13 protein-coding genes are annotated in these 16506 nt (G+C 36.8%); 4 read left to right on the forward strand and 9 right to left on the reverse strand.

The features are described 5' to 3' along the window. Window positions 1-211 precede the first annotated feature (211 nt). The 6 genes from H3T47_RS03875 to H3T47_RS03900 all read right to left on the reverse strand — a co-directional run bounded on the left by H3T47_RS03875 (window position 212) and on the right by H3T47_RS03900 (window position 7823). Window positions 212-3184, reverse strand: coding sequence for an LTA synthase family protein (locus tag H3T47_RS03875; protein WP_199282612.1), 2973 nt, complete (start codon window positions 3182-3184; stop codon window positions 212-214). Window positions 3185-3219: 35 nt separating this feature from the next. Beyond that, window positions 3220-3840: a glycerol-3-phosphate acyltransferase gene (locus tag H3T47_RS03880; RefSeq protein ID WP_109918763.1), complete on the reverse strand. Its 621-nt coding sequence runs from the start codon at window positions 3838-3840 to the stop codon at window positions 3220-3222. Beyond that, window positions 3840-4961, reverse strand: coding sequence for an LCP family protein (locus H3T47_RS03885; RefSeq protein ID WP_199282613.1), 1122 nt, complete (start codon window positions 4959-4961; stop codon window positions 3840-3842). Before H3T47_RS03885 ends, H3T47_RS03880 begins: the two co-directional genes overlap by 1 nt. 101 nt (window positions 4962-5062) lie before the next feature. Beyond that, window positions 5063-5629, reverse strand: coding sequence for an aldose epimerase (locus H3T47_RS03890; protein ID WP_199282614.1), 567 nt, complete (start codon window positions 5627-5629; stop codon window positions 5063-5065). Between the two features lie 335 nt (window positions 5630-5964). Then, the gene (locus tag H3T47_RS03895; protein WP_046327593.1) at window positions 5965-6252 is read right to left on the reverse strand and encodes a type II toxin-antitoxin system HicB family antitoxin; all 288 of its coding nucleotides are present in this window, start codon (window positions 6250-6252) and stop codon (window positions 5965-5967) included. 134 nt (window positions 6253-6386) lie between these two features. Next, on the reverse strand, window positions 6387-7823 hold the full coding sequence (locus H3T47_RS03900; protein ID WP_199282615.1) for an MFS transporter: 1437 nt from the start codon (window positions 7821-7823) through the stop codon (window positions 6387-6389). Between the two features lie 467 nt (window positions 7824-8290). Between H3T47_RS03900 and H3T47_RS03905 the strand changes: the two genes are divergently transcribed. The 4 genes from H3T47_RS03905 (at window position 8291) to hflX (ending at window position 13849) form a co-directional block, all read left to right on the forward strand. Further along, entirely contained in the window at window positions 8291-9640 is a 1350-nt protein-coding gene (locus H3T47_RS03905; RefSeq protein ID WP_109918767.1) for a cytosine permease, read from the forward strand. A 3-nt stretch (window positions 9641-9643) separates the two neighbouring features. Then, complete coding sequence (locus H3T47_RS03910; RefSeq protein WP_199282616.1) at window positions 9644-10744, forward strand: DUF917 domain-containing protein; 1101 nt, start codon at window positions 9644-9646, stop codon at window positions 10742-10744. Between the two features lie 15 nt (window positions 10745-10759). After that, window positions 10760-12328 (forward strand): hydantoinase/oxoprolinase family protein, encoded by a 1569-nt coding sequence (locus H3T47_RS03915; RefSeq protein WP_046327596.1) that lies wholly within the window; start codon window positions 10760-10762, stop codon window positions 12326-12328. Between the two features lie 240 nt (window positions 12329-12568). Then, window positions 12569-13849, forward strand: a complete 1281-nt coding sequence (gene hflX, locus H3T47_RS03920; protein ID WP_199282617.1) for a GTPase HflX — start codon at window positions 12569-12571, stop codon at window positions 13847-13849. A 90-nt stretch (window positions 13850-13939) separates the two neighbouring features. On the opposite strand, the gene H3T47_RS03925 is transcribed toward hflX, so the two are convergent. From H3T47_RS03925 to H3T47_RS03935, 3 genes are all read right to left on the reverse strand, one after another. Continuing rightward, complete coding sequence (locus H3T47_RS03925; RefSeq protein ID WP_199282618.1) at window positions 13940-14860, reverse strand: C40 family peptidase; 921 nt, start codon at window positions 14858-14860, stop codon at window positions 13940-13942. A 153-nt stretch (window positions 14861-15013) separates the two neighbouring features. Then, entirely contained in the window at window positions 15014-15736 is a 723-nt protein-coding gene (locus H3T47_RS03930; protein WP_046327599.1) for a C40 family peptidase, read from the reverse strand. Between the two features lie 231 nt (window positions 15737-15967). Then, window positions 15968-16459, reverse strand: a complete 492-nt coding sequence (locus H3T47_RS03935; protein WP_046327600.1) for a C40 family peptidase — start codon at window positions 16457-16459, stop codon at window positions 15968-15970. Window positions 16460-16506: the final 47 nt, after the last annotated feature.

The raw sequence follows: 16506 nt of genomic DNA on the forward strand, positions 1-16506 counted from the left end.
GTTATTTTTAGCCGTGGTACCACCCACATTTACACTATTACTAAGTGCCTTAATTGTGGTCTATACGGGAACCACCCTACTCGTATTTCGCCATGCACGACCTGTCTAGCTCCCACCAACCGCTAGTTCTCTGAACTCTGAATCGTGATACTACTTAAATTTGTTATAAACGATAATACTCATTTTTTCTTAATAAGTCAATATCAATTTGTTACTTGTAAAAGCCTTTAATCTTTAAACCATAAGCTTTACCAGCCGTCATATCGTATTGAACAGCCTCATAATCAGCTAAAATTTCTTGCTGCTTTTTAGTCAGATATTTTGGTTCAATTACCTGACCTTTACGACCAATTAATTCGAAGCCTTTATCGCCTTTAAAGTTAATGGTAATTGCTGGCAGTCTCTTATGTACCTCAGTCAAAAGTGCTTGGTAAGGTGTCACTTTAGAATCAGTCTGTTCAAGCATCATAGCGATAAAGTCGCTGGAACTGACAAAATTATTTGCTTTACGCGGCAGTCTTTTTTTAGCACCATGTTGACGAGCATATTTGTTGGAATAGATAAAGTAGCGCGTTGAGTGCATTTGTACCGGATATTTAGCAGTATAACTTTGAGAAAGGATACTTGGATAGTGGTCACCGTAAAAGACTAAAGTAATTGGTTTCTTAATTTGATCAATTTGCTGGATAAACTGCTTAACTGCCTTGTCAGTGTATTGCGTTCCCTTAACGTAAGTAGCCATTTGATCACGAACTGCTGGCGATTTGAATAACTCTCCCGAAATCTTGCCCATGTATTCGTTATTTGGATACCAATTGTTATATGGCATGTGATTTTGAATTGAAATCAGGTTAATAAACTGTCCGCCATCGCGGGAATTGATTTCTTTTAGACCGTTAGCATAGGTAGTAAAGTCAGAGTTATAACCACTCTTACCCAATTTCTTTTGGTCAATAACCTTATATTTTGAACCAACATAGATAAACTTATCAAATTTAAACCTATGATAATCTTCTTGTCTTGAGTAATACGTACCAATAAATGGGTGGACAGCAGATTTATAATCGAAATTCATCCCTATTGTTGGGTAGAAATCATAGTTCGGCACAATTTGAACATAAGGGGTCAAAGTAGACTTGAACATCCCCATATTCAAACCGGTTAGAGTTTCCCATTCCATGTTGGCAGTACCACCACCATAACCGGCACTCAGCATATTGCCGTAAGTGGAACGTGACTTCATCGACTCAATAAACTTAACTGGATTTGGTACATCACGGTCAAACCTGATTGTTGGGAAAGTATTTGGATCAACAAAACTTTCACTCAAGTTAAAGACAATGGTTTGGTCCTTAAGATCGTTTTTACGTCTCTTATTAATCTTAGCCGCTACTTTCTCGTATTTGGTGTTGAGCTGTTTAATACTTTTTTCCGAATAACCCTCAGGTTGATCCATAATTTGCAAGTCAATATAATTCAAGAAATTAAGAACAGGCCCATTTACTTGAATATCTCGTTCAGGGTTACGGAATCTTTGTTTATTATCAAAACCACGGTTGATGTGATAAATAACTCCGCCATCATGATTGAAGCGTAATGGCGTTACAAACAGTAGTAAACTGAGCAATGCCCAAATTCCACGTCTCTTCCAAGAGCCGCGCTTTTTAATAGGAACCTTGCATTCCAAGAAAATATCAAGGGCAATTACAACAACTATAGCTACTAAAATCACAATGACAGTAGTCTTGCCAATCATTGGAATTAAGGTTTTCCAGTTAACAATTTCACTGATTTCAGTCGGGTAAATAGGTTCTCCCCGAAGTAGCAGCTTAATTTTATTTGCGACAGCCCAGCCAATGGCAATCAAACTTACTAGAATGTTTGAAGTCCAGTACCGCGTTGTTACAAAGTAAAATACGGAAAACAACGCATCAAGAAAAATAGTTGTCAAAATCATGGCAAAGAATTTAGTGCCGAGAAGGTAAACTATCGCATTAATTGTTGAAGCTGTACTTATTTGAATTCGTAAATTATCTGATTCAATTAGAAAAGAGCCGAAACTTAAAATATAGAACCAAGCCCAAGTAAGTAAGTTGACCCGATTGGTAATAACAAACTTGGTAAAAATTGACCAGATTTTTTCACAAATTTTGGCTAAATTAGGTTCATTATCTAAATAATTAATGATCTTAGCAAATGGCGTAATTTGGAATAAATAGCGTTTTAGCACCATATACCAGAGGACAACGATTACCAACATAACCACTATCATGATCAATTTATTGATAGTAGACGAGTCAGTAAAGCGGAATGCGTTCATAAATCTCGGAGAAATTGGCGCATCCATAATCATAATTACTGGAATAAAGTAGCGGGCTTGCGTTTTAGTAAAAGTTAAAATTACCTTTTTAAGTAATAAAAATGCCGCTACAACTAGCAAGAACATAAACGGCGAAGAAGGATTGTTGAGAAATTCCCGGTTCCAGTCGCCACCGCCATTACCTGAAATAATCTGCGACCAATAAACCGCATCAAAGCCTGAAACGCCAATCACCACAATGAAGAAGGAGAGAAAGCCACTGATTAAAGATAGCGTTAATATCTTCTTACTAATGTGGATATGAGCTAAAAACATGCCCCAGGCAAAGAACAAAACAAGATATAGGCCGTAAAGCGAGTACTGGAAAGATAGATTACCAGCACTTAGGGCAAAGCCTAATAATGTCAATAAACTTAGTACCAGCAGGTTTTGTTTAATATTTAATTTATGCAGTAAATCAAAAAGATACGGTTGGATTAACAAACAAAAAAACAAACCGGAAAATAAAACTGAGGTACTGGTAATGATCGGGAATAACATGCCCCAAACGCGCCACATATTGAAGCGTGTAGGAACTATAAAGAAGAAAAAGATGTAATAAACAATCAAAGTTGCACTGGCTAACAGCCAATATTTGAAACTTTCACTAACACTTTCTTTTTTCTTGCTGTAAATAGCCCCAAAGACCATGGGTACCAACATTAACGTCGCATTATGCAACATATTAGGCATAAAACGGACAAATGAATAGTGTGCCCTAGCAGCAATACCTTTCAAACTGAACATTTGCACGAGCATGAATAGAGTTGCCACTAATATGCAAATTATCTGAATAGCTTTTAAAGATTTTTTGTTTTTACTCATATTTCTAGTTATATTCCTCACTAAAAATGTTGCTATTAATTATCGCGTTTAATACCCAATTTCTTTTTAATTGTGTATAAGACATCAACTTTTTTGCCGTTGCCAGTAAAAAAGTCACGTAGATCAGATCTGAATTTGAAAATCATAATCGACGTCATCAGCAATAATACTAATCCGGCTTCTTTGATCTTTATTAGTTCATATAAACTGAACAATATTATAAAAATTATCGGAGGAACCGTCAAATTTTGTAATGTTATTAAAAGAAACAGGGCAACTAATAATGTAATTGCAGCTGTTCTTGTGTCATAAACGGCAGCTACTAAAACAGCTACTGTTACGCCCTTGCCGCCTTTAAAATGCTCCCAAAAAGGAAAGCAATGGCCCAGCATTAAGCCTAAGCCAGCATATACCAGAGCAATTTTGCTTGAAAAAATATGATGCACAATTAAAAGACAAATAAGTGTTTTTAGAATATCACCTAAACAAGTGATTATGCCCCATTTTTTTCCAAACACGGCTCCCACATTTGCCGTTCCAGGATTGCCAGAACCTACTTGGGTAGGATCTTGGTTCAAAGCAAAACGACAAACTAGTACCGCAGCCAATAAGCAGCCAAACGCATAACCAATTATGATCGACCACAAACGCATTATTAATAGTCACCTTCTCCCTGAGAATTTTGGTTTTGATAATCATCATAAATCTGGTAATCTTGACTATCAGGATTTTTAAAATCAAAGCCCGCAATTTTATTACGCTTATTTTGATAAGTTTCATTATTGTTAACGGTGGTCAAAGGTAACCCTAATTCAGCACGTAAATAGTCGGAAACGCGTTGCAGTTCTCTAGTAGATTGCACTTGGTAAGAAGCACCATTTATCGTAGCATTGTGACCATGAAGGTAATCATTTTTGACGTTCTTAGTTGCATCTTGGTAATTAAAAACAATCTGTCGTAGTGCATCAAACGGTAAGTTGGTTTTAACGCTGCCAGAGATTGATTCTAGGACTGAATCTAGTTTAGTAAGGGTGTTCAGCGACACTGCTTTTTTAATAATAGTTGTAATTACCTGTCGTTGACGTTTTTGGCGCCCATAATCGCCTGCCGGATCGTCATAGCGCATGCGCGCATAAGCTAAAGCACCACCACCACCCATATGAGTCAACTGGTTTTTCTTAAAAATATAGCCACCGTATTCAAAGCTAAGAGTTGGCCTGATATTGATACCACCAACATAACGGATCAGGCGCATAATACCTTTCATATTAACTAGAGCATAATATTTAATAGGTACATTTACCAACTTTGAAACACTTGCCATTGACATCGCAGCTCCGCCTATAGGATAGGCTGCATTTATTTTTTTTACTTGAAATTCATCTGCGCCCACCATTTCTGCCATTGTATCACGCGGTACAGACATCAATGTATAGCGCTTTTTTTGCGGATTAACTACTGCAATAATAATTGTGTCAGTGTTACCATTTCTTTCTTCGCGGTCAAGAGCGCCTGTATCAGTGCCCATCAGCAATACCGCAAATTTTTTCTTTCCGTCAAACTCACCATTTTTAACTTGAACACGATTACTGCTGTCATAGGCATCATCGACAGCATTTTTTGTTCGAAAATAAATATACGCTGAATATACACCAATCGCCGTAATTAAAAGAGCTGTGATACTTAACACCCAGGCTAGAATACGTCTCTTTTTATGGTAATCTCTCTCATGTAATTCAACCCGACTTTGACTCGGATGATTATCGTTGTGATCCATAACTTTTTATTACCCAAAATTTAATTACAATGAGTACATTATAGCAAAAAAAACAAGCCGCTGTCGGTTTGTTACACATCTTATTAAAAATATTACAATGTTTAACTCAAGGTTAAGGTTAACACTAAATTCTCATCGCTATCACTAGTGAGAATTGAATTGCTGCGTACTGCAGTCACTTCGTTATTTTCTTTAGTAATAATAAAATCCGTTGAAGACAAGGCTAATTTAGACTTATTTTTAACCACTTCAACCTCATTTGCATTAGCTTTGACAGACCAATCATCAAAAAGAGATACTGTAAATTTTACTGAAAATGGCATATCCTTATGTGAATTGTTTTTCAAATAAAATTTAATATCTACCTTGTTCCCATCAATAGCATAAGTTAAAATCACTTCAAAATGAAAGGGAAACTTTTTATAACTGGCAACATCATCTATTAAGGCTAAGCTTACACGTGAATCTCCCTTATCAACAATAGTCCACGGCAATAATTCAGCCCAATTTTCTTTTTGGTCCGCTCCTTCAAAGCTGACGTTCAAAGCTTTTTGTTCTTCAGCATCTTTAAAAAAATCTTTTTGATCGTTCTGCGGAATCAGGCTAACTAGCTTTGCACCCTTCTCAGAAACGGCAATCCTCAAAACTGAACTCTCAATTATTTGCATATTTTACTCCCAAACTTTTTCTTCTTCAAAAATAGCACTCAAATAATGCTGCTGTCAATTTGAGTTAAAATCTAAGGCGGTATAATTATGATAAATAAATATTTTATGAAAAAATATTATACTGCCGCTGGCTTAATAGTGGTATAAAAAAGGCTCTTTTTATGTACTTTTCATTTTGAGCTTATTTGAAAGCACTTTTTAATAAAAGAAGCTAAAATTATTAGCAAAATCAATTTAGATATATTATAATTAACTTGTTCCCGAAAATTATAAAAGTTTTTGGAACAAGTTAATAAAAAGAGCATCCCAAGGAATTGGGATGCTTTTTTTGTCTATTATATTTCGTAATTAATACGATCACGCGAGGCTTCAGTTAAGTCTGCAGAAACTGGTGCAACAAAAGAACCATCATCTGGTAATTCAATATCACTAATCTTGCTGACTTTAGGCAAAATCTGTTTGTTGTACAAACGGCTGGCAAGGGTGTCAGCAGCCATCTTCATTGATTCACGTAAACCCTGTCCTTCTGTTATTCCTCCTTTAACATCAGGAAATTTAATCACATATATATCATTTTCCAGTGGCTTAAAAATAGCCGGATACGTCACAACTTTATGGTTCATCCTAAACCTCCTCATTTGCGCTTTCTTCTATCATAATATACCCAAAATAGCCAAAAGAAGAAATAATTATGAAAAAATTATTCTTTTGCACAAAAAAACGCTGAAAAAATGTTCTTTTCAACGTTTTTTACATTTTATTTATTATTCTTTTTAAATAGTCTCCAACCACTTAGAATGACCGTAATAAAGCAAATAATCATTGAAATATTAAAGACTACGTGCATACCATAAATGAAAATCTCCGGCTGCTTAGGCAAGTAAGTCGTGACCCGACTGCCTTTTGCCATACTCATTGCCGCAAATAATACCGTAGTAGCACTAGATATTCCGATAACCATACCTAAATTACGTGACAAGGAATTGATACTGCCGGCAACACCTAAATCTTTCTGCTCAACTGACCCCATTACCAACGAGTTATTGGGTGAACTGAATATTCCACTACCTAGTCCCATAATTGCAATACTTATTATAAAGAGCCAGATGGAAGATTTTAAGTTGCACAGCATGTAACCAATTTGACTGATTAACAGCAAAGCTAATCCGATAAAGGTAATTAATTTGGGCCCGATTTTATCAGAAAGAGAACCTGCCACTGGAGCCGCAAACAATTGTACTACAGGTAAAATCATTAAAATATAGCCGGTTTGACTTGGAGACAAATGCCGGGCACTTTCTAAGTAAAAAGGTGTAACCACATTAAAGAAAAAGTTCGTAATAAAAATTAACAACGCACAAAGCAGGCTAACAGAAAAATCTGGATTTTTAAACAACTTAAATTGTAATAAAGGGTTAGCTGCATGATTTTCGACATACACAAACCAGACAAAACTAACTAGTCCCACTAGCAGCATTATAACTACGGGCAATGCACCAAAACCCAGTTGCTGTCCTAAAAAGATGCCGCCAAACAGTGTAATCATGCCTAAAGCAAAACTGAAAGAACCGGTTTTATCCAGCGCGGTTTTGGTAAATGTAATGTCTTGGGGTAAAAAGATTGCACCAATAACTGCGGCAACCAATCCTACCGGAACATTTAGCCAGAAAATATAAGACCAAGACAGGCGACTCAATATCAATCCTCCTAGACCAGGACCTGCAATTGAACCCAGGGCTACAAAGGAGCCAATAGTTCCCAAAGCCTTGCCTCTTTCAGTACTTGGAAAAATTTCAGTAATAATGCCGTTGTTGGTTGCCATAGTCATGGCAGCTCCAAATGCTTGAATAGCTCTTGCTAGCAGCAAAAAAGGCAAATTGATTCTGAAGCCAGATAATAACGAGCCAGCAATGAAGAAAATTGCGCCTAGACGAAAAATCTTAATCTTACCGTATATATCACCTAATTTCCCAAAAAAAAGGATAAAACTGCAAACGACAATTAAATATAAGGAAACAACCCATTCTGACTGACTCATAGGGATGTGCAGGTCACTACTAATTACGGGTAAAGCAATATTCACAATTGTGCCGTCTAAAGTTGACATAAATGTAAAAAGCCCAACTGCAACTAGTATCCACCACCGATTTTTTTGTACCTTGATATCTGTTTGATAACTAATTTTTTGTGTCATTTATTTATCTCCATTTCAATTTAGTTAGGTACCTTAATAGTTTGAATTATACTCTTTTTTTCTCAGCTGCCAAGTAAAAAACAACTGCATATATTATGCAGTTGTTTTTGCAACATGAAGAATGTCTCGACTTACAGTCAAAATAAAGTTTGGACTAGATTTTGTAATATCTTATTTGGCTAAATAAATAGCCCAAATAAATTAATATTAGTTGAATTTTGTTCAAACACAGTCTCAAATTTTATTAATAGATTTTTAAAAATGATTATTTGTGCAATTATTATTTTTTACTACAAATTAGCACTAAAAACAATTGAAAACTAAGCAAAAATTAGCATTGACTTTAATTAACTACTAATCTATACTCAAAAACATTAGATATTAATTAGCAAATAATAATTATTCTAATAATACGGTGACTATATTGTTCATCATAAACTTATTGTTATTTTAGAAAGAGGAAGTCTATGGCGGAAAAAAATAATAATTCCACAATTGAAGATACATACGATGACTACTCTACACAACGTTTCCCTAAAGACAAACGTGATCCGATGTGGAAAGTGTTAATGGTACAAATCGGAGGATTTGTCGCCTTAAGTCAATTTATGCTTGGCGCAGAGCTAGGATACGGAATGACTTTTCATGATGCTGTACTATCCACTATTTTGGGTAGTGTCATCTTACAATTCATTTCATTTGGTTTAGGTTTAGCCGGTCAAAGAGAGGGCTTGCCTACCAGTCTTTTGTCAAAATGGGCTGGATTTGGCACAGTTGGCTCAGCTATCGTTGGTTTAACTTTTGCAATTAGTTTAATTGGCTGGTTTGGCATTCAGAACTCTGTATTTGCCCAAGGCGTCGTGCAGATAATGAACACAATTACTCACAGTAATATTAATTACCAACTGGTTGCTACTATTACCGGGTTGCTAGTTACCTTTTCTGTTATTTTCGGCTTCAAGGGGCTAAGTTGGACTACCAATATTTCAATTCCAGCTTTTATCATTGTAATGGGCTTTGCCACTTACAATATGCTTAAAGGCAACAGCCTCAGTCATTTAGTAACGATGGCTGCTCCCGGTGCCGCAATGGGCATGGGTGCTGGGATCACAATGGTTACAGGTAATTTTATCGTTGGCGCCATCATCATGCCTGATATAACCAGACGTACTAAAAACGGTCGCGATGTTTTTTGGGTTTGTGTAATCGGTACGATTGTGGGTGAATTAGGCGTCAATGTCATTGGCGTGTTGATGGCTCACGCGATTGGCTCAAAAGAAATTATGCCTATTATTTACCAATTAACAGGAGCTTTGGGAATTGCTTTAATTGTGTTGTCATCAGTTAAAGTTAATGACATGAATCTTTATTCTGCCAGCTTAAATGTCGTTAACTTTTTTAGGCAAGTTTTTAAAGTGAGTTTGAACAGATCTGTCATGACTGTCATTACCGGTATATTAGGAACAATTCTTTCAGTTATTGGCTTAATTGATAAATTTCAAGGGTTTTTGACTGTGCTAGGCGTTGTTTTCCCACCAATAGCAGCCATTATGTTTGTTGACTACTGGCTTTTAAAAACCGACCGCAAAAATTTAGACGAAAGTCGGGCTAAAGGAGAGTTGCCCCAAACTTCTGCTAAGTTACCTGTAATGACGGTTATCGCTTGGATTATAGGAATTTTAGTCGGTCAATTCGTTACATGGGGGGTGCAGTCTTTAAATGTTCTTATTAGTTCAGGGCTGGTCTACTACTTAGGTAGTCTTTTAGTTAGAAAAGTTGATCAGCGAATAGTTAAAAATAAAGGGATAGAGGAATAAATTTTGAGTAAAGAAATAGGAATTAAGGATGTAAAACAAATTGCTATTGGAGCTTCTTTACTGGGCTCAGGTGGTGGAGGCAATCCGTTTATTGGCGAATTGATGGCAATTTCAGCCATTAAAAAACATGGTCCAGTGACTTTGCTTACACCAGACGAATTTCCGGATAACGAATTATTTGTTTCAGCCTCAAATATTGGGGCTCCAGCAGTTTCAATGGAAAAATTTCCTAATGGAAATGAGTTCGTGAATGCTTTTAAAATTTTTGAGCAATATTATGGCAAAAAAATTTACGGTACCTTTCCGATTGAAGCAGGTGGTATTAATTCGATGATGCCAATCGTTGCAGCCGCCAATATGGACTTGCCGATTGCAGATGCTGACGGAATGGGACGGGCTTTCCCAGAATTACAAATGTCAACTTTTGTTTTAGCAGGACATTCAGTAACTCCTATGGTTTTGTCAGATGAGCGGGGGAATACATCACTAATTAATACTCCTGATGCTTTCTGGGCTGAGCGTATCGGTCGTAACTTCACGGTGCAAGTGGGTGCTACTTCTTCAAGCGCCAGTGATTCATTAACTGGTAAACAGATACGTGAAGCTGGAGTTTTGAATATCGTTGATTTGAGTCAAAAAATTGGGCAGTTAATTCAACATGCCAATGATTACGACTCCGTTGACAGTGCCTTAAGTGAATTATTGCATTTAACTCATGGTTATAAACTGATGACAGCCAAAATCACGGATATTTCACATGTCACTAAGGGTGGATTTAACTTTGGTGAAATTACTTTGGGTGGTCTTAATGAAAATGAGGGGCAAACTGGTAAGATTTCTTTCCAGAACGAAAATATTATTATGCAGCTTGACGGCAAAATTTTGGCAACCGTTCCCGATTTAATCACTATGGTTGATATTGACACTTTGCTTCCTATTACAAATGAAGAAGTCCGTTATGGTAAACGGATTATGGTTCTGGGCTTGCCAGCCAATGAAAAATGGCGCACCGAGGCCGGCATAAAACTCGTAGGACCGCGGTATTTCAAATACGATGTTGATTATGTTCCAATTGAAAAACGTTACGCAGAATACAATAATTAATAGGAGGAAAATTAGGTGTATAAATTAGGAATTGATGTCGGTGGTACAAATACTGATGCTGTAATATTGGATGATAAATTAAATGTACTTGTTTCAGCTAAGACCCATACTACCAAAGATATTGAAACTGGTATTAAAAACGCTATTCATAAAGTTGTCAACGGCAAAAATATTGATGTTCAGCAAATAAAGCAGGCAATGCTGGGGACAACTCAAGCCACTAATGCAATTGTTGAACGTAAAAATCTCGGTAAAGTAGGTATTCTGCGAATTGGCTATCCCGCAACCGCGTCCGTTTTGCCTTATACAGAATGGCCTGAAGATATTACGCAAATTCTGTCAAACAAATATGCTTTAATACATGGCGGTTATGAGTTTAACGGCGATCCAATTGTACCCTTTTCAGAAGAAGAAGTGCGTACTAAGCTTAATGAATGGCAAGGCCAAATAGATGGATTAGCCGTAGTTGGAGTTTTCTCATCAATTAACGATGATCAGGAAAAACGTGTCAGTGCAATAGCTCACGAAATCTTAGGCTCTGACTTTCCCGTTTCTATCTCATCTTCAATTGGCTCCATCGGCCTGATCGGACGAGAAAATGCTACTATTTTAAATGCTGCTTTAAACAAAGTTATCAAAAACGTTACCCATGGTTTTTCACACGCATTGGCAGATGAAAAAATTACTAATGCTACTGTTTACTTATGTCAAAATGATGGTACGTTGATGTCATTAGAATATGCTGCTAAGTATCCTATTTTAACAATCGGTAGCGGCCCAACCAACAGTATTCGCGGTGCAGCTTATTTGTCTAAAATTAAAAATGCTTTAACAGTTGATATTGGCGGGACGACTTCTGATATTGGCGTGTTAACAAACGGCTTCCCCCGTGAATCTTCAAAGGCTGTAACTGTAGGTGGCGTTCGTACTAACTTTAGAATGCCTGACGTATTATCTGTTGGACTTGGCGGTGGTACAATTGTGCGGGTCAGTGATGATGGTTCAGTTACTGTCGGTCCTGATAGCGTAGGTTATGCTATTACCGAAAAGGCCCTCGTTTTTGGCGGAGATACGTTAACAACAACTGATATTGCTGTTCGTCTTGGACTATGTCAAATTGGTGATCCTAAGTTAGTAGAGTCAATTGATGAAGATACTGCACAAAAAGCTATGAGAAAGATCGCTGCTATCTTAGAAGATGGTATTGATCAGATGAAAACAAGTGCCGAAGATGTGGAAGTAGTTTTAGTTGGCGGAGGGTCAATTATTGCACCTGAAACTCTCAAAGGAGTTAAACACATTACAAAAAGTGATTTTGGCGGTGTTGCGAACGCTATTGGTGCTACAATTGCCAGCATTGGTGGTGAATATGAGAAAGTTTACCAGTATGCTCATGTTAAACGCTCGGATGCATTATCTGATGTAGAAAAACAGGCAGGGCAGCAAGCAATAATGGCTGGTGCAAAAGCCGATACTATTAAAGTAGTTGAAGTGACCGAGGTGCCACTTGCCTATGCTCCAGGAGAAACAACTAGGGTTAAAGCTAAAGTCATCGGTGAAATTGATAATGCAAAAGAAGCCTAGACTTTATTATTAAAAATTTTTTTATTTTAAGCTGAATGGTTTTTAAAAACCACTCAGCTTTCTTTTTAACCTATTTTTGTTATTTGCCTATCTTCAATCCCCACTAGAAAGTTTGGTTAAGCAGCTATTTTGTATTAAAATTAAACTAATAAATGAGCGAAAGAAGAATGAACTATGTGGATTTTTGAATTTTAAAATAAATTTTCCCGTAACTATCTATTAATATAGAAAGAGAATTAAATGATTGAAAACACTCCACGTAAAACTAAAGCATTTATTGCCGGGGTTAACTTAAACGATTCTAATTTTGATTATTATATGACTGAACTTGCCAATTTGACTGAAGCTGCCAATATGGAAGTAGTAGGACAAGCACGGCAAAATGCAGAGCATATAGTAGCTGGAACATATTTTGGTCTGGGTAAAATTAATGAAATAAAAGATATGGCACGCGGCTTAAAGGCAAAAGTACTTATCCTTAATGATGAATTGACGCCAGTTCAAATTCGCAATTTAGAAAAATTGACCAAACTACGTGTAATTGACCGCACCGAACTAATTTTAGAAATATTTTCAAAGCGAGCTCGCACTAAACAAGCAAAATTACAAGTGCAGCTGGCACGGTTGCAATATGAACTGCCTCGATTGCATCCGTCTGAAAATAATTTAGACCAGCAAAGAGGAAACGGCGGTTCCACTGGCGGTGGTTTTGCCAACCGGGGTGCGGGTGAATCAAAACTAGAGTTAAACCGAAGAACTATCGGTAAACAAATTGCCATCATCAAGAATGAATTAAAAGAAATCTCCCAGCAGGAAGAAATAAAAGCCAAAAGACGTAATCAAAATAATATTCCCAAAGTCGCTTTGGTTGGTTATACGAATGCTGGTAAATCAACCACGATGAATGGGCTTTTACAAGAGTTTTCTAAACATAGCGACAAGCAGGTTTTTGTTAAAAATATGCTATTTGCTACGTTAGATACTAATGTCAGGCGCATAGAGTTAGATAACAATTTTAGCTTTATTCTCTCTGATACAGTAGGGTTTATTTCAAAGCTGCCTCATAACTTAGTTGAGTCTTTTAAGGCTACTTTGCAAGAAGTAAGAGATGCCGATTTACTAATAAATGTTGTAGATGCATCTGATCCAAATATGATTCAAATGATCCGCACTACACAAAATGTTCTGAATGAAATTGGCATCAAAAACACCCCTATGATTACTGCTTACAATAAAGCTGATAAGTCAGAAAGAAATTATCCGCAAATTGAGGGCAGTAATATTCTATATTCCGCAACTGATCCTAAGTCGATTACTACTTTAGCCAATCTAATTACTAAAAGAATATTCGTTAATTACAAAAGAACCAGATTGCTATTGCCACTGTCAGATGGTAAAACACTATCTTATCTACATGAAAATGCACAAGTAATCAGTGAGAATTTTCAAAACGACGGCATTCATGTGACTGTTCGTTTAGCTCCAGAACAACAGAATAGATTTTCAAATTATATTGTCTAAACAAAAAACTTCTTACACACTGTATACTGTAAGAAGTTTTTTTGTTTTAACGACACATACTGCTAAAGCTATGGTAACTTATCTTCTCTTCTAAGCAATTACCCTTTTAGCAACACAAGGATAAAAGTAAGAGCTTATTGTTTGCAAAACCACACCCTGCTCTGGTGTCGCAGCACAGACATATTGATTATTGCCGACATAAATACCGACATGGTAAGGCGCGTCAGCCGACCCCCAATATAGCAAATCACCAGGCTGCAATTGATCCATAGTCACCGTTACGCCTACTTTGACCTGATCAGTTGTCACCCGCGGTAATTTAACGCCTCCGACTTGGTTATAAACATACTGCACTAAACCAGAACAATCAAAATTGTCCGGCCCATTGCCGCCCCAAACATAGCCTTTGCCGACTTGGCTTTCTGCCAAGTTGACTACCGCTTGCGCCCTTTTAGAAACATTGGGAGAAACAGTTTTATCGCTCACATGAGTAATGGTTGGAGCTGCAGTAGTTTTGTTACTTTTCTTTTTTACAACATTACTAAGCTGAGGTACTACTACTTTTTGTTTTTGTACTTTTTGCTTTGGTACCTTCTTCACTACCTTCTTAGCTTTAACCTTAAGCTTAGATTTTTTAATTTTCTTTTTGGTAGCAGTTTTTCTTACTTGTTCTTGAGCAGTTTTCGTATTAGATTGTTCTTCTAAGTCTTTGGTATAGCGCGCTTCAATCCACTCACTATCACCAATCATGTACCATAATTTGCCTTTACGATCCACTGCGGTTTTAGCAACATTCCACTTACTTTTATTTTTAGCGCGAAAGTTAATTAACTGTCCACCCTCATAATTAGTCCAAATTTTGACGCTCTTACTTGGTAAGCAATTTATTTCTATTCTTTTAACTGGAGTTTTTAGCGTAGCAGCATCCACAATTTTCTGTGGTGAAGCCACACCAATTCCGGTGAGTGTCAATGCTGCTGCAAGACCCATTTTCCAAAAATTACGCTTCATCAAATTAATTCTCTTTCAGGTAGTATAATGTGATCAAAAATTAGTATTCAATTTTATTTTAACCGCTTCAGATATTTAATCAAGTTACACTAATCAAACTGCAATAAAAAAACACTTAGAAATTTTCTAAGTGTTTTTTCTCAAATCGTATTCTTAGTCAAGAACACGCTTAGCAACTGATGGATAGAAGTATGAACTCAAATTTTCTTTAACAACTCCTTGAGTTGGTGTTGCTGCATGAACATATTGGTTATTACCAACATAAATTCCCACGTGATAAGGGGCGGTTGATGAACCCCAGAATAAGAGGTCTCCCGGCTTCAAGTTCTGCAATGAAACTTTTTTACCTTCCTTAACTTGAGAATAAGTAGTGCGACTCAAATTCATGCCAGCAGCTTTACTATAAACATATTGAGCTAGTCCTGAGCAATCGAATCCTTGAGGGCCATTGCCACCCCAAGCGTAAGCTTTACCCACTTCAGCGTTAGCCAAGTCAACAACTTTTTCAGCTTGTTTGACGGATTTTTTCTGAGGAGAAACTGCCTTGATTTTGGTACCAGGCTTAACTGTGTAGCGAGCTTGGATCCATTGATTTTCGCCAATTTGATACCAAGTATTGCCTTTTTGGTCAATAGCGCTGCTCAAAACGGCAACAGTTTTTCCGTGTTTAATCCGCTCGCCAGTAAAGTTAGGATTTTCATAATTATCCCATATATTAATGCCATAACCAGGGACATAATTGATTTTTACTTTTTTCGTAGCCGCTTTAACAGTCGCAGCTGTAGCATTAGAATTAGCTAAGTTGGCAACTCCAAACCCAGTAACTGCTAGAGCTGCTGCAGTAGTAAATTTTACCCAATTACTTTTTACTTTCAAAATCAATATCCTCCCGTCATCACATTAAATGTTTTAGACAATTCAATTCTACTTCTATGTTACAAAATCAATTTTACTCGTAGATTATTACAAGAAGGTTACAATAATAATACTAGTAAGTAAAAAAGCCCTTCCATCGAATTTATATGATAAAGGACCTGATTTAAAATGTTCTTGTTATTTATAGAAGTAAATATGAATTATTGGTCGAACGGGAAAATTATTAAATTTCTACTCTAGAATTCTTTTAGCAGCCGATGGATAAAAGTACGCACTTAGTGATTGTTTCAAAACACCTTGACTTGGTGTTGCCGCATGAACAAATTGATTATCGCCAACATAAATTCCAACATGATACGGAGAAACAGAAGAACCCCAGAAAAGTAAATCGCCCTTCTTTAACTTTTTAAGTGAAACTTTTTTGCCTTGAGTTACTTGTGAATAAGTGGTTCTTGGTAAAACTTTATTACCAGCCTTTTTGTAAACATATTGCACCAGACCAGAGCAGTCAAATGAATACGGGCCAGTAGCACCATACACATAACCTTTGCCAACTTGCTTTTTGGCAAGTGTGGCCACAGCTGTCCTTTTTTTAGTTACCGCACTGGCACTGACATCTTTAGCTGTAGTAGCAGTCACTACAGTAGCGCCAGCAGCACTTGTAAAAAATAAAACTATAACAGTTATAAGCTTGATTAAGCTCTTTTGGTGTCCGTGTTTCAAAATTAGGCTCTTTTCTAGACAAATTTCTCCGTACTGAGCAAGTCGTA

The organism is Lactobacillus sp. W8093 (genome assembly GCF_016100925.1).
GTDB classification, from domain to species: Bacteria; Bacillota; Bacilli; order Lactobacillales; family Lactobacillaceae; genus Lactobacillus; species Lactobacillus helsingborgensis.